Here is a 20,108-nt window from a genome sequence, read left to right as displayed (position 1 = left end):
TCGGGGCTGTCGCAGATGTCAATGTCAGGAAGCCGGGTAAGTCCAGCTCAGGGCAAGAGCCTATAACAGGCACTAATCCACTAATTTGGCGCTCTTGTATATTGGCGTTTGCGTCTTACTTTCCGGACATAAATAGCCTCAACCTGCTGCTCAAGCACGTCCGCGTATAAAATAAAGACATGCATAGAGCAACAGGCGACAAATCAAGTCAGATCACACACCACTCTTCACTTTGGTCCAGATCCGCGTGCGGATTCGCTCCAGCTTCAATGGCAGTGGCTCAAGTGGGATAAGTGTGGCAATGGTCTTTTTGTCTGGATAAATCCAGGGGTTGTCTCGCAACTTCTGTTCGACAAACTCAGCGGCATCTTTGTTAGCGTTAGGGTAGAGAGTGTGGTTTGAGGTCTTGGCAATAACTTCTGGTCGCAACATGTAATTAATAAACGCCATACCTTCCTTTGGGTGGGGCGCGTCTTTTAGAAGAACCAGATTTTCCGACCAGACCAGCGCTCCTTCGCGAGGAAGGCTGTAGGTAATCTTGCGTCCAGTGTTGGTCTTCTCGTTGATGGCCTGCGCAGCAAGGGCACCATTAGCCCATCCCACGACTGCACAAATATTGCCGTCAGCCAGGTCAGCGTCAATTCGGGAGGAGTCGAAATAGAGGACGTAGGGGCGGATTTTTAACAGTAGGGCTTGAGCTTTCTGGTAATCATCCGGGTTCCTGCTGTTGCTGGGGAGCCCAAGGTAATGCAACGCAATCGAAATGATCTCACTTGGAGAGTCAAGCATTGCCACACCACACGACTGGAGCTTACTGATGTTTTCTTCTTTGAAGATCAAATCCCAGCTATTCACCGGAGCATTATCACCCAATGCCGCTTTGACTTTGTCAACGTCATAGCCAATGCCGGTAGTACCCCATAGATAGGGCACAGCGTAGCGATTACCAGGATCATTGACCGCGACCTGGGACAAGATATCAGGATCGATATGGGACAAATTACTCAGTTGATTACGATCCAGCGGCTGAAGTACTCCCGCCTGGATCAGGCTTGGCAACACATTGGAGGTGGCCACAACCACGTCATACCCCGTGCGCCCAGCCATTACTTTGCTCTGCATGATTTCGGCGCTGTCGAAAGCATCCATATGCACTCTGGTGCCAGTTGCCTGCTCAAACTCCTTTGGGGTCTCCGGTGCGAGAAGCCCGAACCAGTTGTACAGATGCACCCCAGGCTCTACAGCTCCCACTGATGTGCTCATCCCAGCACAGAGAAGCGAGGCCGAAAAAATGGTTCGCAAACGTGATTTTCTCATGCAACATCCTTATCAAGACGATGTGCCCTCATGGCCATCGTAAGTCCTGCCAGCGAATATACCGGGCGTTACCGAATAGTAAATACCTACGAATACTTACCTCTGACCTACGAATCCCTAACCCTAAAGGGGTAGAAAATGCCGTTCGACCTTCATAGCCTGGCTTGGCACCGATCGATTGGGAAGCTGATCATGCAGTTGAACCGTCCAGAATTCTGGAGTTCGCTTGTTCGTATATTAAACGAATACGTGCAAATCGATAATTGGGTTGTATTGATCTTTAGCAATCAACAAGTGCAAGTCGTTAGTCTTCCTGAAGTCGCAGATGTTGAAGAGGTAGACGCGTTCATTCATCGCTATGTGAAGGGGCTTTACCTGCTGGATCCATTTTATATAGCTAATCGAGAAAACCCCCAGAGCGGTTTCTTTCATTTGCTGGATATTGCGCCGGAATACTTTCTTGAAACTGAGTATTATCATCAATATTTTGCACAATATATCTCTGTTGATGAGGCTCAGTACAATGTTCAGCTCGACGCCGATAGAACGTTATGTATTTCCGTTGGTAGCAAAGTCCGTTTTAATCAAGAACAAATAACAATGCTTGATATTATCAAGCCATGGGTGACTGCATTAATGCATCAGCGCATGTGTTTTGAAATTGATGTAGAGAAAAATCTCGCTGAGCCACCTCTATGGCCAGAAACGATTACCCAGCTGGGCACGCAAATAACAGCGCGCGAAAGTGATGTGCTCAGATTGTTGCTCAGTGGCTTCTCTAATAAAGAGATAGCCGGAAAGCTTTCCCTCTCGGTGGAAACGATAAAGGTTCATCGGCGCAATATTTATGCCAAATTAAATATCAAGTCACAATCCGAGCTGTTTGCTCGATTTTTTATGCCCAAACAAGATGTTTTCTCTACAAGTTGAAGTCGGTGTTTTAGTCTGAATATTACCGTTAAATGGGTTCACGGCTTCAGGTACGAACCTGGCCTGACCTCTATATCCCGGCTCGGGACGAGGGCATCACGCTAATTTGCGCGGGTCATCGGAGTCATGTTCCTGCAAGCATCAAATCCAGATTCTGCACTGCAGCTCCAGCTGCTCCCTTCCCAAGATTGTCAAACACCGCAGCCAACAAAACCTGGCCCGTTTCGTCATTCTCAAACACAGACAGTCGCAGATCATCAGTCCCGTTAAGTGCCTGAGGATCAAGGGACGTCAGCCCTTTAGCCTCCAGCATCGACATCACCTGTACATGGCTCGTATCGGCGTAGTGCTGCATCAGACACGCATGTAACTGCACCGCACCCACACTTGGCGCCAACAACCGGGTTTGCAAGGGGATGGTCAGCACGATCCCCTGCCGAAAAGCGCCATAGGCCGGCACAAACATCGGCCGCTCCGTCAGACCGCTTTGTTGTTGAATCTCTGGAATATGTTTGTGTGCCAACCCCAGCCCATAGACCTGAAACGCCGACGCCTGTGCTGCGTCTTCTCCCTCATGCTCTTCCACCCCGACACGTCCTTTCCCGGAATAACCCGACACGGCATGAATGTTCATCGGGTAATCCTTGGGCAGTAATCCGGCCTCCAGTAAAGGGCGCAGCAACCCTATGGCCCCCGTTGGATAGCAACCGGGATTGCTGACCCGTCGTGCGGCGGCGATGCGTTGGCTCTGCTGCGGATTCATCTCCGCGAAACCATAGGTCCAGTCTGGATGGGTGCGGTGCGCCGAACTCGCATCGATCACCCGCACGGCGGGGTTTTCAATGGTCGCTACAGCGTCGCGCGCGGCTTGGTCGGGCAAGCACAGAATCGCGATGTCGCAGTTATTGATGGCTTCGGCGCGACGTTGCGGATCCTTGCGATAGTCGGGGCTGAGTGTGATAAGCCGCAGATCGCTGCGGTCGCGTAGGCGTTGATGGATTTGCAACCCGGTGGTGCCTTGGTCGCCATCGATGAATACAAGGGGACTTGCCATGGAATGCTCTCGGACATAGGAAATCAGGAGTTCCAATCTTCAGTGAGGCGCTAAGATAGGAAAAGTTGAATTTATAAACGATGAAATTCAGTTTTTCTGAACGAGGAGTCACTCATGCGCGAAATCAGCCTGGACCGTCTGCGCACGCTGGTGGCGATTGCCGACCTGGGTTCGTTTGCCGAGGCGGCCCGCGTGCTGCACTTGGCGCCACCCACGGTCAGTTTGCATATCGCCGACCTGGAGGCGCGCGTGGGCGGCAAGCTGTTGTCGCGCACGCGTGGGCGCGTTCAGCCTTCGGCGATTGGGAACACACTGGTGGAACGTGCGCGGCGTCTGTTGGCGGATGCGGAGCAGGCGCTTGAGGACGTGGAACGTCAGGTACAGGGATTGGCCGGGCGTGTGCGGCTAGGCGCCTCCACGGGGGCCATCGCACAGTTGATGCCGCACGCTTTGGAGACGTTGAGCCAGCGCCATCCCGCTATCGATGTGCAGGTCGCGGTGCTCACGTCGCAGGAAACTCTGAAGAAGCTTGCCGAGGGCTCGTTGGAAATCGGTTTGGTCGCGCTGCCGCAGTCCCCGGTGAAGGGCTTGCGGATCGAGCCATGGCGACGGGACCCGGTCATGGCCTTCCTGCCGGCTCGCTGGGAATCCCCGGAGGTTGTGACCCCCGACTGGCTGTCCACTCAGCCATTGATTCTGAATGACAACACCACTCGTCTTTCGCGTTTGACTGCGGAGTGGTTCGCCAGTGGTGGGCCGCAGCCTGCGCCGCGTATTCAACTCAACTACAACGATGCGATCAAAAGCCTGGTGGCGGCTGGCTATGGTGCGACGTTGTTGCCGCATGAAGCCTCCACGCCATTGCCCGATACCAGGATCGTCATGCGGCCATTAAAGCCCTTATTGTGGCGGCAACTGGGTATTGCCCACCGTAGTCGAGACATCGAACGGCCTACGCAACATGTGCTGGATGTGCTGTGGGAATTGAGTGCGGGGTAGGGGATTTTGTCAGAGGAGGGACAGCTTCTGGCCGGTTCCGGCCTGTCTCGACCGCAATAAAACGGCAAAGAAGCAGATGCTTGATTATGAAGCAGTTAAATCCAAAATTTTTACTAAAAGAAAATGTACATGAAGAAGCTTAGTAATGATTTCAGTGGAGCACTCCGAACGTTTGCATACTTCATGGCAAGTGGAAGCCATTACATGCTTGAAAACGTTGAGTACCTCGACATTTATGGCTCTGAGCCGAGTGCAATTGAGATGGTTTTCGCGATATTCGCGAACGTGATAGAGATGGACAGTGAAGGCAGCGTGCTCAATTTCACCTACGCCCAAAGGAGAGCGACTGACTACTTAAGGTCATACTGCGACCCATCTTTCAAAGTAACGCCACCTCTTGAAGACTGGGAAACTGAGCTCTATGGGCCGCCCTCACTCGGACGCTAAGAAATGGCGTTAGCTCGCAGACACGAGGAACCGGAAGGGTCGAAAGTATCTAGCCGAATGGCTGCTTTTGGCCGTTATCTACCTGATGCAAAAGCCAGTTTTCCCTGACAACGCAGCCGGCTATCGGTCCTGCAGAGGTGCCAGCAGTGCCGCGCCAGTGCGAACCTCCCAGTAAATCCGTTGGCGGGCGTCGCAGCGCAGGAAGTGCGAATCAATCGTGGGATTGCTAAACCAACTGGCGGACCCCCAGAGACAAAATCAAACCGCCGCACAGTCGATCGATAGCTTTTTTCCTCCCTTGATACGCGGACGCAATCTTGGGTTGCGAAAGAGTGATTGCAACCATTCCATACCAGGTCATTGAAATCACCACGACAACTGCCAGCATCGACAAAAACGTGCCTGGTGAAACGTGGGCGGGGGCTGCGGCTGAAAAGACAGCGGCATAGAAAGCCATGGACTTGGGGTTGCCAATATTGGTAACCACACCCTGAATGAAGGACTGCCGGCAACTGCCGGCGATGGCATCATTTAGCGGGCCAAGCGCATTCTTCCCTGCGTTGATCAGCAGTCGGAATCCGAACCACATCAGGTAGGCGGCGCCCAGAACCTTTACAACAAGCGCAGCCCAAGGGAGCGCAGCAAATACAACCCCGAGACCTGCAATTGCACAGGTGGACCAGAACAAGTTGACCAGTACGATGCCCGCGACCAAAGCCAGAGCTTCTGACCGCGTAGCAGCCACCGCTTTATGGACCACCGCAACGAAATTTGGCCCGGGGATAACGACGCCGGCCAAGTAGACCAAAAAGACTGTCAAAACGGCGGAACCATCAATCATGTGTTTCCTCGCGAGTCCTGTGGACGGTGTTCATTACGCAAATGAGTGTTCTAAGAGCAGGGCACTTACCTGAAATGCCAATGGTAGTCAGTTTGTTCTAGATCGATGGCAACTCAGACATCTCCACCAGCAGTTGTCCAAATGCATTGGCCGCGGGCGTCTTTCCCGTGACACTCCATATCAGTCTGAAATCAGCATCCAGCAGCGGTGGCAGGCCATGTTGGCCGTCAATGACCACCATGCCAGGCTCTAGATCGCCCAGCGGTAGAGCGGTGACGGCAAGTCCCGCCAATACCGCCGCTCTCAGTCCTTGTTGACTTGGAGAGGTAAAGGCGACCCGCCAATCTACGGTGGAACTCTCCAACGCATCTACGGCCACCTGGCGGTGCAAGCAGGGTGCTGGGGCAAACGCCAGTGGCAAAGGGGCATCGCCGGTAAATTCGAAATTCTGCGCAGCGGCCCAGACAAACCGGGTTTCGCGCAGCACGGTACCGCCGGCCTGGCTGCCCGGCAATGCCATGACCACGGCCAGATCGAGCCCGTCGGCATCAACCAGTGCGCGCAGATCGAGGTAGGTGCCGACGGTTACATCCAGGCGTACGGCGGGAAATTGTCTGGCGAACCGAGTCAGTAACGGCGGCAGGCCGTCGCCGATAAAGTTTTCTGGCACACCGAAGCGCACGGCCCCGAATACCGACGACGCTTCGAAACGTCGGGAGAGGGCGTCTTGTGCTCTGAGGATTTGTTCGGCATGGCGCAGAAAATCTTCACCATCTTCCGTCAGTGTCAAACGTCGGGTAGTGCGTACCAATAGCGTGGTACCGACCTGTTCTTCCAAACGCCGGATCTGATGACTGATCGCTGACTGGCTCAAATGCAGCCGCTCTGCGGCACGAGTGAAACTACCGGTGTCCTTGATCGCGACAAAAGCACGCAACAGAGCTGGGTCGAAGTCCATTAAGTCAACTCATGACGAATATTAATAAAACCTACGAAATTAAATCATTTCTGTCATTTTTTAATTGCTTCCAGAATGCGGCCGGTCACTTGGACTTGTGCCGGGTGACGCTGGCGAGGCTATCGCGTCTCTACTCCTGACGGCGTTCAGAGCGGTCTTGCCAGTGCCCATCAACTTGATCTGGAAGATCACGATGCAGTTCTCTTCTTCGCAAAAGGATATTTTCACCATCGCCGCCGTGTGCCTGGCGTCGCTGATGTTCGGCTTGGAAATCTCGAGCGTGCCGGCAATCCTGCCGACTCTTGAATCGGTTCTGCACAGCGATTTCAAAGATATGCAGTGGATCATGAATGCCTACACCATCGCCTGCACCACGGTGCTGATGGCCACCGGCACATTGGCGGATCGGTATGGGCGCAAGCGAGTGTTTGTCATCAGCCTGGTGCTTTTCGGCATTACCTCACTGGGCTGTGGATGGGCACAAAGCGCCAGTGTGTTGATCGCAAACCGTTTCCTGCAAGGTATGTCCGGTGGTGCCATGCTGATCTGTCAGGTGGCCGTGCTGTCTCACCGGTTCCAGTCGGGAGTTGCGCGCGGAAAAGCGTTCAGTGCCTGGGGAATCGTGTTCGGTATCGGTTTGGGGTTTGGCCCGATAATCGGCGCCGTTATCGTGGCGTTGTCGAGTTGGGAATGGGTGTTTCTGGTGCATGCGCCCATTGCCGTGCTCGCGCTGGTGCTGGTGATCGCCGGTGTCGATGAGTCACGTGATCCGCAGCGTCGCAGGCTGGATGTGTTGGGCATTATTTCGCTGTCACTGGCAGTGTTTGGCCTTTCCTGGTTCATCACCCAGGGCGCGGGGGAGGGTTTCTCCAGCGGTTCGGCCATCACTTGTCTGGTTGTGGCAATGCTCAGCTTTATCGTCTTTGTCGTTGCGCAGCGACGCTATGTCGATCCGATGTTCGACTTCTCGGTATTGCGCATCCGTCGCTTCTCGGGTGCCTTGCTAGGGTCGGCAGGCATGAACTTCAGCTTCTGGCCGTTCATGATTTACCTGCCGCTGTACTTTCAAAATAGCCTGGGCTACGCCAGTGTCGGCACCGGTCTGGCACTGCTGGCCTATACGCTGCCGACGCTGGTTGTTCCCCCGTTAGGTGAACGGCTGGCGCTGCGCTATCGACCTGACGTGGTGATTCCCGCAGGTTTGTTCACCATAGGATTGGGGTTCCTGCTGATGAAATGGGGCAGCAGTGTCGCGCACGCCAGCTGGCTGACGATGCTTCCAGGCTGTCTGATCGCCGGAATCGGACTGGGGCTGACCAATACACCTGTGACCAATACCACCACCGGATCGGTGCCCAGTGAACGTGCCGGCATGGCATCGGGCATCGATATCAGCGCTCGCATGATCAGCCTTGCAATCAATATCGCGCTGATGGGATTCATCTTGGTGGAAGGTATCCTGTCTTCCCTGCGCAACCAGTTGTCTGGCTCGCCCGATGATGGGCAACTGAGATGGCTGGCGGAGAATATTTCGGCCGGCAACTCTGCCGTGTTGGTGCCGACTGGCCAAGGGATCACGATTCCGGTCGATGTCGCCAACGCAGCTTTGGCGCATGGGTTTGGCTGGGTGATGCTGTATGGCGGTATTGCTGCATGGGTGCTGGTGGTGGCAAGTTACCTGGTCTTTCGTTCGAGCAAAGCCGTTCATTCTCACCGCTGACTGTCATTCGAAGGACTGCTTCTGGCCGTTATCCATCTGATGCAAAAGCCAGTTGTCCCTGACCATGCAACCGAGCCGATGCGCTCGACTATCGGTCCAGTAGAGGTGCCAACAGCGCACACATGCCGCGCCAGTGCGAACCCTCCCAGTAAATCCGTTGGCAGGCGTCACAGCGCAGGAAGTGCGAATAGAGGACGCCAACGCGTGGCGGCACTTGCGGCCGGGCCAGTTCCGGGCTGATCTCGTGTAGCGGCAGGTTGCAATGGAGGCACAGGCTGAAGGGGCGCGCGCTACGCGCCAGGTCGAGGCGCTCGTACAATTCGCGCAGCTGCAGCGACGGTTTCAGGGCATGCACGTAACAGCCGTGGCTGATGATCCGCCGCTTGAGCAGTTCGCGGTCGCGGGTTAGCACGATGCGTCCTTGCTGCGCGGCGATTTCGGCGATCTCGGCATCGTCGAAGCCATTGTCGTAGAGGGTGTCGAAGCCGCTCATGCGCAGCAGACTGGCCAATCCGCCAAGGTGCGCATCAGCGACGAAGCGCAGCACCCGTAAAGGTTGCGTACGAACCTTGAGCAACGGACTGATGTCCAGCGCTTCGAACTTGGGATACACCGCCAACCGGTCACCGTCGAAGATCACCCGCTCGAAGCCCACCGACTCGCCATTGAGCAGCACCATCTCGACCTCGGTGTGCGGTATCCCGAGCGCCTCGATCATGTGCTTGACCGTCGCCCCTCGCGCGCACTCGCAAGTAAAGGACTGCCGCCGTCGCTCGGCCGGCAGGAAATCGTTGAGCTCCTCGTAGAAGCGGAAAGTTGCACGGGTCATGCTGAACAGTATGGCAGGGCTGCAGGAAGAATGAGTTCAGCTGCTCAGTAGAGGGCGGGAGGGATGGATTATCAGGTTGAGCCAGCGCCTTCGAGCAACCCAGCGGTCGCTCGAAGGCGCTCCGGTTACTTCAGGTTGCCGCTGAGGAATTGCTGCAGGCGCTCGCTCTTGGGGTTGCCCAATACGTCCTCGGGCGCACCTTGCTCTTCGACCCGCCCCTGGTGCAGGAACAGCACCTGGTTCGACACTTTTCGCGCAAAGCTCATTTCGTGGGTCACCATGATCATGGTGCGGCCTTCTTCGGCCAGCCCCTGGATCACCTTGAGCACTTCGCCCACCAGTTCCGGGTCCAGGGCTGACGTCGGCTCGTCGAACAGCATGATCTCCGGTTCCATGCTCAGGGCACGGGCAATGGCGACCCGTTGCTGCTGACCACCCGAGAGAAACGCCGGGTATTGATCAGCAACCCGTGCCGGCAAACCGACCTTGTCCAGGTAGCGCCGGGCGCGATCCTCTGCGTCCTTCTTGCTGACACCCAGCACCCGGCGTGGAGCCATGGTGATGTTTTCCAGCACCGTCATGTGGCTCCACAGGTTGAAGTGCTGGAATACCATCGCCAGGCGAGTGCGGATGCGTTGCAGTTCGTTGGCATCGGCCACGCGCATGCCGTGGCGGTCATGGACCATTCGAATCGGCTGGTTGTCCAGACTCATGGCGCCGTCGTTGGGTGTTTCCAGGAAGTTGATGCAACGCAGAAAGGTGCTCTTGCCCGAACCACTGGCGCCGATCAGGCTGATCACATCGCCGGTCCTGGCGTTCAGCGAAACGCCCTTGAGGACTTCATGGTTGCCGTAACTTTTGTGCAGGTTTTCAACGGTCAGTTTGTACATGAACAAGCATCCTGAATTAGTGAGCCGGGCCGAGGAAAGACAACCAACGGCGTTCAGCCAGGCGGAACAGGCCGACCAGGGAGAACGTGACTGCCAGGTAGATCAACGCGGCGAGGCCGAACGATTGGAAGGTCAGGAAGGTCGCCGAGTTGGCGTCCCGCGCGACTTTCAGGATGTCCGGGATGGTCGCGGTGAAGGCTACGGTGGTCGAGTGCAGCATCAGAATCACTTCGTTGCTGTAGTAAGGCAGCGAGCGACGCAGGGCGGACGGCATGATCACGTAGGTGTACAGCTTCCAGCCGGTCAGCCCGTAGGCTTTGGCCGCTTCGACTTCACCGTGGTTCATGCTGCGAATCGCCCCGGCGAAGATCTCCGTGGTGTAGGCGCAGGTGTTCAGGGCGAAGGCGAGGATGGTGCAGTTCATCGCGTCGCGAAAGAACGCATCCAGTACTGGCTGAGCCCGCACCGCGGCCAGGCTGTAAATGCCGGTGTAACAGATCAGCAGCTGAATATAGAGCGGCGTACCGCGAAACAGGTAGGTGTAGAACTGCACCGGCCAGCGCACCCAGACATTGCTCGAGACCCGGGCAATCGACAGCGGGATCGACATCACGAAGCCGAAGAAGATCGAAGCACTGAGCAGCCAAAGGGTCATGGCCAGCCCGGTGATGTGATTGCCGTCCTGGAACAGGAAAGGTTTCCAGTATTCCTGCAGTAGCTCGATCATCGCACGGCCTCCCGGGTGCCTGCGGCGTAGAAGATTTCCATCCGGCGCAAGACGTAGTTCGAAACGGTGGTGATCACCAGATAGATCAAGGCGGCCAGAATCAGGAAGAAGAACAACTGATAGGTGCTCTTGCCCGCGTCCTGGGCCACCTTGACCAGATCGGCCAGGCCGATGATCGACACCAGCGCGGTGGCCTTGAGGATCACCATCCAGTTATTACCGATGCCCGGCAGGGCAAAACGCATCATTTGCGGGAAGACCACCAGGCGGAAGCGCTGGGCGCGGGTCAGGCCGTAGGCGGTAGCCGCTTCCATCTGCCCTCGCGGTACGGCAAGGATGGCGCCACGGAAGGTTTCGGTGAAATAAGCCCCGTAGATGAAGCCCAGGGTAATGACCCCGGCGCTAAAGGGGTTGATCTCGACGTATTCCCATTCCATGAAGTCGGTAAACGAGGACAGCCAGGTTTGCAGGCTGTAGAAGATCAGCAGCATCAGCACCAGGTCCGGCACCCCGCGAATCAGCGTGGTGTAGGCCTGCGCAGGGACACGCAGTAGTGCCGATTTCGAAAGCTTGGCGCTGGCGCCGATCAGGCCCAGGCCAACGCTCACCAGCAAGCACAGAAAGGATAATTTGACCGTCATCCAGGAGCCTTGCAGCAACAGCGGGCCGAAACCCTTGAGGCTAAAGTCTGACAGCCCAAGAATCTGCAATAGGTTTTCTAACATTGAGCAGCCCTACGTCAATCAAAGAAGAGCCCATCCGGAAATGGGCGCAGGGTCATTATTTGTCGCTGTAGAGATTCAGATCGCCAAAGTGCTTCTGCTGGACGGCCACATAGGTGCCATTGTCGTGCAGTGCCTTGATAGCTTTGTTCAGCAAGGCCTGGAGCTCGACGTTGCCTTTGGTGAGACCCACGGCGGTCTTGGCTGGAAGGAGGGGATTTTCGACCGGCTCGCTGACTTGGAAGTCGGCGCCTGGTGGCGACTTCAGGAAGCCCAGTTCGGCTTGCAGCATGTCCTGGATCGAGGCATCGAGGCGTCCGGAGATCAAGTCAGCGTACACCTGGTCCTGGTTGGCGTAGGCCTGGGTCTCTACCCCGGCCTTGTCCAGCACGGCCTTGGCGTAGGCTTCCTGGATGGAGCCTTGCTCGTAGCCGATTTTCTTGCCCTTGAGGGAGGCCGGATCGGTGCCGATGGCCGCGCCTTTCTTGAATACCAGCGCGGTCGGGCCAGAGAACAGCTCGTTCGAGAAATCGATGACTTTCTCACGCGCCGGCGTGACGGTCATGGAAGAGATCACGCCATCGAACTTGTTGGCCTTGAGGCCGGGAATCATGCCGTCGAAGTCGCTTTCAACCCACTTGCACTTGACCTTCAGCTCCGCGCAGATCGCGTTGCCCAGGTCGATGTCGAAGCCCACCAGGCCGCCGTCGGCGGCCTTGGATTCGAACGGCGCATAAGAGGGGTCGACGCCAAAGCGCAACTCCTTGTACTCCTTGGCCAGCGCAGAACCGGCAGCCACACACAAAGCCAATGCAGAAAGAGTGAGAAATGCTTTTTTCATTATTTTATTCCCAGGGACCATCGAAAGCGCTTGTGCCGCAAGAGCGCGTGTACTGCGTTGCGAAATGTCCTATGCACACGCAAGTACTTGTACAGACAAGCATATGCAATCACCCGGCCAATTCGCCGATCGGGCGTTTGAGAAAGCGCTTACGGCGCTCTGGGATGGGCTTGGCAGGCAGGTGAACGCTGGGGGGAGGCAGCCCGCGGGGCTGTTACCTAAGCAGGTTTTTACACCGGGCTGGGGTATGCGGTAACAAAGTGTGGGTTAAGGGCGCCGACTTTCCTGGCTCAAGCCTTGACCCAACGCTGACGGCTCCAGCTACTCAATGTATCGACGGCCAAGACCAATAACAGCATCGCCAGAATAACCGTGCTGGCTTGAGCTTCCTGGAACAGGCTGAGGCTGACATAGAGCATTTGCCCCAAACCACCGGCGCCGACGAAGCCGAGCACGCTGGCCATGCGGATGTTGTTTTCCCAGCGGTACAGGATGTAGGCCAGTAGCTGTGGCAACAGGTTGGGCAGCGTGCCGTAACAGAACGCCCATACGGTATTGGCGCCCTGCAAACGGATGGCGTCGGCCGGTTCTGGTGGGGTGTTTTCCAGTGCTTCGGCGAACAACCGGCCGAGCACGCCGGTGGTGTGCAGGGCCAAGGCCAGGGTGCCGGCGTTGGGGCCGAGCCCGGCGGCCAGGACCATCAGCGCGGCCCATACCAGTTCCGGCACCGCGCGCAAGGCGTTGAGCACCAGGCGTGACGCGCTCTGCAAAGGCCAGCCGTAGCGCCCGGCTGCGGGCAATGCCAGTAACAGGCCGAACACCGCCGCGAGCAGGGTGCCAAGGGCCGACATGGCCAGGGTTTCCAGGGCGCCGTGGCCGATGGCTTGCAGATGGCCCGGGCTCAGGTCCGGGCTGAGAAAACGCTGCGCATACGCGCCCATCTGCTTCAGGTTGCCGGCGCCGCCGAGCTCGCCGAGGTCGATGCCCAGGTAGTTGAACGAGGCGATGACCGCTGCGCCGATGCACAGGAGCAGTGCCAGGTTGAACAGGCGATTCATGTCAGCCTCCAGCGCAGCAGGCGGCTGAGTTGATCGGCGAGCAGCACCAGGACGAGGAACGTCAGTAACAGACTGGCCACTTCACCACCGGCGAACATGCGCAACGACAAATCCATTTGCTGGCCCAGGCCGCCGGCTCCGACGAAGCCCATCACCACCGAGGCGCGGATTGCGCATTCCCAGCGGTACACCGTGTACGACAGCAGTTCCGCAGCGACATTGGGCAGGATTCCGTAGCAAAAGGCTGCGAGCCGACCACTGCCGGACTGCAGTAGCGCGTGTACCGGGCGCTGGTCGACCGACTCGAAAATTTCCGCATAGACCTTGCCCAACATGCCGCTGTAGGTGATGGCAATGGCCAGTACCCCGGCCGTCGGACCGAGGCCGACGGCGCGCACGAACAGCAGGGCCCAGACGATTTCCGGCACGCTGCGCAGGAAGATCAGCAAGCCGCGTATGGGCCAACGCAGCAGTTGGCCCCAATAGCTCGGGTGGCCAGCGCGGGAGGCAGCAGACAGCGACAGGGCACGACTGGCGAGCAGGCCGGCGGGAACAGCCAACAGCAACGCCAGGGCCATGCCGGCCGTGGCGATGGCCAGGGTCTGCAGGGTGGCTTGCAACAACAGCTGGATGAACTCGTCGCCATGGGCCGGTGGCCAGAAGGCGGACACGAACCGGCCCATCTCGCTCTGACTGTCACTCGCCACCAGCACACGGAGGTCCAACTCGCTGAAGCGGATGCCGGGCCACAGCAAGGCAAGGGCCAGCAGGGTGAGCAGCAGACGGGGCAGGGCGGCCGGATCGCGGGTGTCAGACGTCAGCATCGGGGGATCTGCACACTCAAGGGAGCCGGAGGAATCGGCGAGGACTGCAACTGCTCATTGGCGTAGAGCTTGTCGAGCAGCTCGCGGTCGACGGCGCTGGCCGCAAGGTCGAACAGGATCTGTCCATCACGCAAGCCGATGATGCGCGAAAAGTGCGCCAGGGCCAGCTCCACCGCGTGCAGGCTGGCGACCAGGGTGACGTTCTGCTCCCGGGCATGGCGGCACAGCACCGAAAGCGTGTGCTGGGCCAACACCGGGTCCATGGCCGATACCGGCTCATCGGCCAGCAACACCTCGGGCGCTTGATATAACACGCGGGCAATGCCCACGCGCTGTAGCTGTCCGCCGGACAGTTGCTGGCAATGCGCGAACAACTTGTCACTCAGGTCCAGCCTGGCCAATGCCGCGCGTGCGCCTGGAACATCCAGCGGATGCAGCAGGTTCAGCAGGCTCTTGCCCAGACCCCACTGACCCAGCTTGCCGGCCAGAACTGCGGTGACCACGCGCTGGCGGGGGGGCAGGGGAGGCGCCTGATGAATCAGACCGATACGCGCGCGCAGCCGCTGACGCTGACGGGCAGAAAGCTGCCAGACACGCTCGCCGAGCACCTGCAGCTCGCCGTTGCCCGGTCGCAGGGCGGTGGCCAACAGGTTGAGCAGGCTCGACTTACCCGCGCCGGACGGGCCGATGATCGCGACCTGTTCGCGTGCACCGATGTGCAAATCCACGCCACGCAGCGCCTGGACACCGTTGGCGTGGGTAAGGCTGACCTGGGTCAGATGCAATGTCATTTGAGCAGTTCGGCGGCGCGTGCGGCTTCCTCGATGCCCTTGTAGTTCTCAGGCTTGGTTTCGATGAAGCGGCTGGCGGCCTGCAGGTCCAGAATCTCCTTGTCCCTCGGGTTCGCCGGATCGAGCGCCAGGAACGCAGCCTTTATCTTGGCCGCCAGCGCCGGGTCGAGGGTTCCGCGCACCGTCCAGTTGTAGTCGAAGTACGCAGGGGTGGTCGAAAACACTTTGACCTTGGTGGTATCGACCTTGCCGGCGGCGACCAGTTTTTCCCACACGCTGGCGTTGAGCACCCCGGCGTCGACCTTGCCAGCCTGGACCCAGGCAACGGTGGCGTCATGGGCACCGGAGTACCCCACGCGGCTAAAGTACGTTTCCGGCTTGATGCCCTCCTTGAGCATGAAGTAGCGCGGCATGAGACTGCCGGAAGTCGAGGACACCGAGCCGAAGGCAAAGGTCTTGCCCTTGAGATCGGCGAGGGACTTGACGGCTGGGTCGGCGGTGATGAATTTGCTGGTGAATTGGGCGTCCTGTTCACGCTGCACCAACGGAATGGCATTGCCGGTTTTCAGGCGTGCCTGCACGAACGTAAAGCCGCCCAGCCAGGCCAGATCGATGCGATCGGTAGCCAGCGCCTCGACCACCGCCGGATAGTCACTCACGGGCACGAACTCGACCTTCATGCCCAATTGTTGTTCCAGATAGGCGCCAAGCGGCTTGAACTTGCGCAGCAGTTCGGTCGGGGCCTCATCAGGAATCGCGCTGACTTTCAGGGTCTCGGCGGCTTGCGCCAGCAGGGTGCAAAAAGACAAGGACAAGCCGACGGCCAGTGCCAGGGTACGCTTGAGCATGGAACATCTCCGGTGCATTTACGAAAGAATGTCGAGGCGCCTGGCACAAGGTGATTGCTGCGTGGCGCTTTGTGAGGGTAGCCGAAATGGAGCGAAATTGACTGCTTTTGGGCTATTGCGGTTTATTGCGAAGGGCGGCATACGACCCGAAGCTGCCCGTTGAATCAGGCTGCAATCGGCCGCAGTCACCGGCAAGCAGCAGTTCGTAACTGTTATCCGATGCAAAGTTTGGCCATTGAATTTATAAAGGCGGCAAAGCACCGTATCAGGACGCCGTAAAGGTATTTTCCATCGGCCAGCGCATTTCCAGATGTTCAGTCAAATAATTCATAAAAGCTTTGACCTTGGGTGTGATGGCGGCGCGTTCCTGGACGCATACATAAATATCGAGCGGTTCAGCGTAGGCATAAGTTGAAGCGTGGCGATGTTCAAACAGAGGAACGAGTTGGCCACTTTCGATAAAGGGCGCCGCCACGAACTCCGCCAAACGGGTTATTCCCGCGCCACGGACGGCCATTTGGGCTAGAGCGTCAACATCGTCGCTGATTGCGGTCGCATTGAGAGTAGCGTCGTAACGTTGGCCATCCCGGATAAAACCCCAACGTAGAAAGCGTCCGTCTAGTGGGTAGCGAAACGGTAGACAGGCATGGTGCTGGAGTTCTTCAGGATCGCGTGGCCAGCCGGCTCGTTCCAAATAGATGGGTGACGCGCAGATGATAAAAGGGACTGAAACGATCTTGCGAGCGACGATCCCCTCTTCTAGTTGTGGTTTTATCCGCAGGCTCAGATCAATGCCTTCTTGAATATGATTAATTTTGCGATCTGTGGTTGAGAGTTCAAGTATCAGGCGTGGGTAACGTGCAGCGAAGCCGGCGATTAGTGGCGCCAACACATGCCGCCCGAAAGCGGAGGTAGAAGCGATGCACAGTCGCCCTTGGAGTTGAGTCTGCGCGCTGGTGATCGCGCTTTGCGCCGATTCGAGATCACGCGCTATACGTTTCACTTTTTCGTAGTACACCATGCCGCTTTCGGTTAACGCCATGCTACGCGTGGTGCGCTGGAGAAGGCGCGTACCCAGGTGGGTTTCCAAGCGATTTAGGGTCTGGCTAATGGCTGCCGCACTGACGCCCAGGGTTTTGGCCGCGCCCACGATGGAGCCCGCTTCAACCACCTTGATAAAGCTAGCAATCGCCCCTAACAGGTTCATCTTTGTTCCAGCGAGAAGAGTCATTCATAAGATTTTGTTTATAAAGCAACCACTGCTAGCCGTCTAGTTGCTAATTTTTGATCTTGCTATGGTGTTCATCACCTACCAATCGAAGATCAAAAAGGTCTGATATGAATCCAAAAACATCCTCTAAAGCTCTATTTTTCAACCAACGCAAGCTCTCGGTTCGCGCTACGCCTTATGTTTTCGCACTGTATATGGCCACCATCATGGCGCTCTTGATGTCATTCGTGATCACCGCGGCAAATTCCGGTATTGAGAATGATTACCTAAGTAATGCGCTGCACGCCTATAAATTGGCCATGCCAGTGGCATTCCTGTGCATACTCGTCGTTCGCCCCATTGTGCTCAAACTGGTGTCTTTGACTGTACACCCACATCGTTAAGGGCGGCCGCTTGCGGCCCAATTGATGGGGCGTTGTGGACAACCCTATTGGGTCGACTGTTGCCGGCCTCCATAGGTCGGAGTCGACCTAAAGCTGACACTGTCCGCAGTCAGCTTCGAGTCTTCTCTCGATCCAGCAGGTTGTGGGCTATTCAGCGACGCCACGATCCCTCGGGCAATTCGACCTGCCGATGGGCCGCCGCCAAGGCAACCTTCAACCCCTCTTTATCCAGCGGTATGCAGTAGGCGGGTTTAGCCCGTTCGAATCGCCAGCTTTCATCAAGACTGCCCGCATCTACCGCGTCGAATCCAATCTCGTCCAGTAACTTGATCACCAGCGCTTTCGCCGCCGGATCATCCGCCGCGATCGGCAGTGCGCGTCGGTCGGGCGCTGCTTTCGGGCGCGCGTCCTGCACCAGGTCCTGGGCGAGGATTGCATTGAACACCTTGACCACGCTGGAGTGGGGCAGGTGCTCGGCGAGCAAGCGGCTGGTGGTGGTTTCGAATCGGTCGAGAGCGGCAATGTGACCGTCGCGCTCCGGGTAGTAGTTATTGGCATCCAGCACGGTTTTGCCCTCTAGCCACTTGGCTGGCACGCTTCGGTAATGCTCAAGAGGAATTGCCACGAGTACAACTTCGCCAAATTGTGCTGCGTCCTCGATAGTGCCGACCTGACTGCCAGGAATGCCACTGCGCACGCTGCTCATGGTCTGTGGCCCACGTGAATTGCTGAGCATCGCCTCGTGTCCCGCGGCGATGACCAATTGCGCCACTGCACGTCCGATGAAGCCTGCCCCAATAATGCCGATACGCATGTCCTTGCTCCGCTGGTTAAGTAAGAAGAAGCCATGATGATTGCCAACCAACAGCAGATAAATAATCATCGGCTACTTAGTCTCGTTACCAGGAGTGTTGAATGATGGACCGTCTGACGAGCATGGGAGCGTTTGTGATGGCGGCGGAATCCGGCTCCTATGCCAGTGCTGCCGAGCGATTGGGCCTGTCGGCGCAGATGGTGGCCAAGCATGTTGCCACGCTTGAGCAGAGGCTAGGTGCGCGGCTGCTGAACCGGACCACCCGACGCCAGAGCCTGACTGAGTTGGGCAGCGCTTACTACGAACGCTGTAAGCACATTTTGAGCGAAGCTCAGGCTGCCGACTCCCTGGCGCAGATCATGAACGACACCCCGCGCGGTAAACTGAAAATCAGCGCTCCCGTCACGTTCGGCTCCTATAGCCTCATGCCTTTTGTGACGGAGTTTTTGCGTCAACACCCGGAAGTCGAAATCGATTTGCATTTGACCGATCGCTTCGTCGATCTGGTGGAGGAGGGTTATGAAGTGACTTTCAGAATTGGCCCGCTGACCGCGTCCAGTTTGACCGCCAGGCCGTTGGCACCTTATCGGTTGGTAGCCTGTGCAGCACCGAGCTACCTGACCGACCGCGGAGTGCCACAAATACCGGATGATCTGAAGAACCATGAGTGTCTGGGGTATGCCTATTGGTCCCGGCCGGCCGACCACGAATGGGTATTCTGCAAAGGCTCCGCAGTTGAACGGGTACAAGTCGTCAGTCGATTGCAGGTCAACGAGAGCAAAGCACTGCTGTCGGCAGCGCTGGACGGGTTCGGGATTGTCCTTGGTCCCGAAGACTTTCTTGAGCCCGCGTTGCGCAGCGGTGAGTTGGTTCGACTGTTAGCTGATTACGAAGCACCGAGCCGACAAATGCATTTGCTCTACACGGCCAATCGTCAGAGAACAGCCAAACTCCGACGATTTATCGAGGCTGCGCTCGTCCGCTTTGGTGCTCCTTGAGCAAGCTTTTGAGTTGTCTCAGCCGCATTGAATTGTGATTGATCGCGGTCGCAGGCTACTGCTTCATTGACTGGCTGCTGTTGGGCCGATTGTTGCCTGTCGCCAAGGGCAGTAAACGACCGATTCTGTTGAAAAAGTCGGTCTGCCCAAACTGCCTGATCATTGACTGGTGAAAACACCTTTTTTGCACGCTGCTACGTGAAATCTGAGTCCGGAAGCCACTGCAAAAAGTAAAGATTTCAATCTCGGACGCGTACTTTTCTGATACGCAAACCATGGCCGACTTCTTCAACAGAATCGGCCAGAAGCAGTCAATCGCTAAAACTCCAGCGCCCCAAATGGGCCGCTTTTTCTGCATATCTGCACGACTGGATAGCTAAGCGGCGCGTACTCGCGCCGAATACCTAAAATCCTTTAATCGCCTCACATCATGAACAAGACACGGAGAGCCCTATGGAGCAGCGCAAACACATTTGCGGCACAGACGAGGTCAGAGTTCACGTTAAGGACGGTAGCGAGCTTAAGTACTGGGCACAAAAAAATTGTGGATTCCAAGAATGAGATAAGATCAGCCGTCAAGGAGGCTGGCGAGTCGCTTACCGCAGTCCAGCGGCGGATCAAGCTGATCCAGCACGCATGAGAAAGCAGTCCGGCCCAGTGTCGGGATTCGCTACTTGAAGTCCTCTCGCCCATCACCATTCGCCTCCTGCTACGCTCTCACTTAGCGCCCCTAAGCAGCTCACGGCATCGTTGGGTCGCCAGGAGCCTAAAATGAAATGCGCATTTCTGACGTTCATAACCCTACTCACCGTAAGCGTCCGGCCAACACACCTTTCTGATCCCAACGCTTAGGGCGATGGTGGACACCTATTGTAAGTGGACACCA

The 20,108-nt window shown here is 57.0% G+C and carries 21 protein-coding genes and 1 pseudogene; 6 read left to right on the top strand and 16 right to left on the bottom strand.

The window, feature by feature from the left end; translation table 11 throughout:
- Positions 1–213: 213 nt before the first annotated feature.
- Positions 214–1,317, bottom strand: coding sequence for a polyamine ABC transporter substrate-binding protein (locus AC07V0_RS19350; protein ID WP_018925631.1), 1,104 nt, complete (start codon positions 1,315–1,317; stop codon positions 214–216).
- A 138-nt stretch (positions 1,318–1,455) separates the two neighbouring features.
- On the opposite strand from AC07V0_RS19350, the gene AC07V0_RS19345 reads away from it, so the two are divergent.
- On the top strand, positions 1,456–2,247 hold the full coding sequence (locus AC07V0_RS19345; RefSeq protein ID WP_018925632.1) for a helix-turn-helix transcriptional regulator: 792 nt from the start codon (positions 1,456–1,458) through the stop codon (positions 2,245–2,247).
- Between the two features lie 124 nt (positions 2,248–2,371).
- On the opposite strand, the gene argC is transcribed toward AC07V0_RS19345, so the two are convergent.
- The gene (argC, locus tag AC07V0_RS19340) at positions 2,372–3,301 is read right to left on the bottom strand and encodes an N-acetyl-gamma-glutamyl-phosphate reductase (protein ID WP_086944924.1); all 930 of its coding nucleotides are present in this window, start codon (positions 3,299–3,301) and stop codon (positions 2,372–2,374) included.
- Between the two features lie 114 nt (positions 3,302–3,415).
- Between argC and AC07V0_RS19335 the strand changes: the two genes are divergently transcribed.
- Entirely contained in the window at positions 3,416–4,300 is an 885-nt protein-coding gene (locus AC07V0_RS19335; protein WP_064618643.1) for a LysR family transcriptional regulator, read from the top strand.
- Between the two features lie 129 nt (positions 4,301–4,429).
- Entirely contained in the window at positions 4,430–4,747 is a 318-nt protein-coding gene (locus AC07V0_RS19330; protein ID WP_086944923.1) for a DUF7677 family protein, read from the top strand.
- Between the two features lie 120 nt (positions 4,748–4,867).
- Here AC07V0_RS19330 and AC07V0_RS19325 read toward each other — a convergent pair.
- The 3 genes and pseudogenes from AC07V0_RS19325 to AC07V0_RS19315 all read right to left on the bottom strand — a co-directional run.
- Positions 4,868–4,957: pseudogene (locus tag AC07V0_RS19325) on the bottom strand (Mut7-C RNAse domain-containing protein); the annotation flags it as partial.
- Between the two features lie 16 nt (positions 4,958–4,973).
- On the bottom strand, positions 4,974–5,588 hold the full coding sequence (locus AC07V0_RS19320; protein WP_086944922.1) for a LysE family translocator: 615 nt from the start codon (positions 5,586–5,588) through the stop codon (positions 4,974–4,976).
- 97 nt (positions 5,589–5,685) lie between these two features.
- The gene (locus AC07V0_RS19315; RefSeq protein ID WP_086944921.1) at positions 5,686–6,546 is read right to left on the bottom strand and encodes a LysR family transcriptional regulator; all 861 of its coding nucleotides are present in this window, start codon (positions 6,544–6,546) and stop codon (positions 5,686–5,688) included.
- 193 nt (positions 6,547–6,739) lie between these two features.
- On the opposite strand from AC07V0_RS19315, the gene AC07V0_RS19310 reads away from it, so the two are divergent.
- Positions 6,740–8,266, top strand: a complete 1,527-nt coding sequence (locus AC07V0_RS19310; RefSeq protein ID WP_086944920.1) for an MFS transporter — start codon at positions 6,740–6,742, stop codon at positions 8,264–8,266.
- Between the two features lie 88 nt (positions 8,267–8,354).
- Here the strand turns inward: AC07V0_RS19310 and AC07V0_RS19305 are convergent, their stop codons facing one another.
- The 10 genes from AC07V0_RS19305 to AC07V0_RS19260 form a co-directional block, all read right to left on the bottom strand.
- Positions 8,355–9,095 (bottom strand): Mut7-C RNAse domain-containing protein, encoded by a 741-nt coding sequence (locus AC07V0_RS19305; RefSeq protein WP_018925635.1) that lies wholly within the window; start codon positions 9,093–9,095, stop codon positions 8,355–8,357.
- Between the two features lie 125 nt (positions 9,096–9,220).
- Entirely contained in the window at positions 9,221–9,985 is a 765-nt protein-coding gene (locus AC07V0_RS19300; protein ID WP_018925636.1) for an ABC transporter ATP-binding protein, read from the bottom strand.
- Between the two features lie 16 nt (positions 9,986–10,001).
- Positions 10,002–10,712: an ABC transporter permease gene (locus AC07V0_RS19295; protein ID WP_064618600.1), complete on the bottom strand. Its 711-nt coding sequence runs from the start codon at positions 10,710–10,712 to the stop codon at positions 10,002–10,004.
- Positions 10,709–11,437, bottom strand: coding sequence for an ABC transporter permease (locus tag AC07V0_RS19290; protein WP_018925638.1), 729 nt, complete (start codon positions 11,435–11,437; stop codon positions 10,709–10,711). Before AC07V0_RS19290 ends, AC07V0_RS19295 begins: the two co-directional genes overlap by 4 nt.
- A gap of 55 nt (positions 11,438–11,492) precedes the next feature.
- Complete coding sequence (locus AC07V0_RS19285) at positions 11,493–12,275, bottom strand: transporter substrate-binding domain-containing protein (protein ID WP_086944919.1); 783 nt, start codon at positions 12,273–12,275, stop codon at positions 11,493–11,495.
- 290 nt (positions 12,276–12,565) lie between these two features.
- Complete coding sequence (phnE, locus tag AC07V0_RS19280) at positions 12,566–13,333, bottom strand: phosphonate ABC transporter, permease protein PhnE (protein ID WP_086944918.1); 768 nt, start codon at positions 13,331–13,333, stop codon at positions 12,566–12,568.
- Positions 13,330–14,157 carry a phosphonate ABC transporter, permease protein PhnE gene (phnE, locus tag AC07V0_RS19275; protein WP_018925641.1) on the bottom strand — a complete coding sequence of 276 codons (828 nt, stop codon included), beginning with the start codon at positions 14,155–14,157 and terminating at the stop codon, positions 13,330–13,332. The genes phnE (AC07V0_RS19280) and phnE (AC07V0_RS19275) overlap by 4 nt, the downstream gene beginning before the upstream one ends.
- Positions 14,151–14,948, bottom strand: a complete 798-nt coding sequence (locus AC07V0_RS19270; RefSeq protein WP_019648578.1) for a phosphonate ABC transporter ATP-binding protein — start codon at positions 14,946–14,948, stop codon at positions 14,151–14,153. The genes phnE (AC07V0_RS19275) and AC07V0_RS19270 overlap by 7 nt, the downstream gene beginning before the upstream one ends.
- Positions 14,945–15,796, bottom strand: a complete 852-nt coding sequence (locus AC07V0_RS19265) for a putative selenate ABC transporter substrate-binding protein (RefSeq protein WP_018925643.1) — start codon at positions 15,794–15,796, stop codon at positions 14,945–14,947. The genes AC07V0_RS19270 and AC07V0_RS19265 overlap by 4 nt, the downstream gene beginning before the upstream one ends.
- Before the next feature lie 265 nt (positions 15,797–16,061).
- Positions 16,062–17,003, bottom strand: a complete 942-nt coding sequence (locus AC07V0_RS19260) for a LysR family transcriptional regulator (RefSeq protein ID WP_018925644.1) — start codon at positions 17,001–17,003, stop codon at positions 16,062–16,064.
- 131 nt (positions 17,004–17,134) lie between these two features.
- Here AC07V0_RS19260 and AC07V0_RS19255 point away from each other — a divergent pair, with 131 nt between their 5' ends.
- Entirely contained in the window at positions 17,135–17,410 is a 276-nt protein-coding gene (locus AC07V0_RS19255; RefSeq protein WP_018925645.1) for a DUF2798 domain-containing protein, read from the top strand.
- A gap of 151 nt (positions 17,411–17,561) precedes the next feature.
- Here the strand turns inward: AC07V0_RS19255 and AC07V0_RS19250 are convergent, their stop codons facing one another.
- Entirely contained in the window at positions 17,562–18,224 is a 663-nt protein-coding gene (locus AC07V0_RS19250) for an NADPH-dependent F420 reductase (RefSeq protein WP_086945143.1), read from the bottom strand.
- Positions 18,225–18,325: 101 nt separating this feature from the next.
- On the opposite strand from AC07V0_RS19250, the gene AC07V0_RS19245 reads away from it, so the two are divergent.
- On the top strand, positions 18,326–19,222 hold the full coding sequence (locus tag AC07V0_RS19245; RefSeq protein ID WP_173861168.1) for a LysR family transcriptional regulator: 897 nt from the start codon (positions 18,326–18,328) through the stop codon (positions 19,220–19,222).
- Positions 19,223–20,108 lie beyond the last annotated feature (886 nt).

This window comes from Pseudomonas sp. GW821-FHT01E10, from assembly GCF_059422365.1.
Note: the sequence above shows the minus strand (reverse complement) of the source record. Positions and strands in the feature narration are given on the sequence as shown.

Bases quoted from the DNA above. Each gene is read 5' to 3' on its own strand.
- AC07V0_RS19345 (WP_018925632.1), top strand. From the start codon at position 1,456: ATGCCGTTCGACCTTCATAGCCTGGCTTGGCACCGATCGATTGGGAAG.
- AC07V0_RS19305 (WP_018925635.1), bottom strand. From the start codon at position 9,095: ATGACCCGTGCAACTTTCCGCTTCTACGAGGAGCTCAACGATTTCCTG.
- AC07V0_RS19265 (WP_018925643.1), bottom strand. From the start codon at position 15,796: ATGCTCAAGCGTACCCTGGCACTGGCCGTCGGCTTGTCCTTGTCTTTT.
- AC07V0_RS19285 (WP_086944919.1), bottom strand. From the start codon at position 12,275: ATGAAAAAAGCATTTCTCACTCTTTCTGCATTGGCTTTGTGTGTGGCT.
- AC07V0_RS19295 (WP_064618600.1), bottom strand. From the start codon at position 10,712: ATGATCGAGCTACTGCAGGAATACTGGAAACCTTTCCTGTTCCAGGAC.
- argC (WP_086944924.1), bottom strand. From the start codon at position 3,301: ATGGCAAGTCCCCTTGTATTCATCGATGGCGACCAAGGCACCACCGGG.
- AC07V0_RS19290 (WP_018925638.1), bottom strand. From the start codon at position 11,437: ATGTTAGAAAACCTATTGCAGATTCTTGGGCTGTCAGACTTTAGCCTC.
- AC07V0_RS19320 (WP_086944922.1), bottom strand. From the start codon at position 5,588: ATGATTGATGGTTCCGCCGTTTTGACAGTCTTTTTGGTCTACTTGGCC.
- AC07V0_RS19300 (WP_018925636.1), bottom strand. From the start codon at position 9,985: ATGTACAAACTGACCGTTGAAAACCTGCACAAAAGTTACGGCAACCAT.
- phnE (WP_086944918.1), bottom strand. From the start codon at position 13,333: ATGAATCGCCTGTTCAACCTGGCACTGCTCCTGTGCATCGGCGCAGCG.
- AC07V0_RS19255 (WP_018925645.1), top strand. From the start codon at position 17,135: ATGAATCCAAAAACATCCTCTAAAGCTCTATTTTTCAACCAACGCAAG.
- AC07V0_RS19310 (WP_086944920.1), top strand. From the start codon at position 6,740: ATGCAGTTCTCTTCTTCGCAAAAGGATATTTTCACCATCGCCGCCGTG.
- AC07V0_RS19260 (WP_018925644.1), bottom strand. From the start codon at position 17,003: ATGAACCTGTTAGGGGCGATTGCTAGCTTTATCAAGGTGGTTGAAGCG.
- AC07V0_RS19330 (WP_086944923.1), top strand. From the start codon at position 4,430: ATGAAGAAGCTTAGTAATGATTTCAGTGGAGCACTCCGAACGTTTGCA.
- AC07V0_RS19335 (WP_064618643.1), top strand. From the start codon at position 3,416: ATGCGCGAAATCAGCCTGGACCGTCTGCGCACGCTGGTGGCGATTGCC.
- AC07V0_RS19245 (WP_173861168.1), top strand. From the start codon at position 18,326: ATGATGGACCGTCTGACGAGCATGGGAGCGTTTGTGATGGCGGCGGAA.
- AC07V0_RS19270 (WP_019648578.1), bottom strand. From the start codon at position 14,948: ATGACATTGCATCTGACCCAGGTCAGCCTTACCCACGCCAACGGTGTC.
- AC07V0_RS19250 (WP_086945143.1), bottom strand. From the start codon at position 18,224: ATGCGTATCGGCATTATTGGGGCAGGCTTCATCGGACGTGCAGTGGCG.
- AC07V0_RS19350 (WP_018925631.1), bottom strand. From the start codon at position 1,317: ATGAGAAAATCACGTTTGCGAACCATTTTTTCGGCCTCGCTTCTCTGT.
- phnE (WP_018925641.1), bottom strand. From the start codon at position 14,157: ATGCTGACGTCTGACACCCGCGATCCGGCCGCCCTGCCCCGTCTGCTG.
- AC07V0_RS19315 (WP_086944921.1), bottom strand. From the start codon at position 6,546: ATGGACTTCGACCCAGCTCTGTTGCGTGCTTTTGTCGCGATCAAGGAC.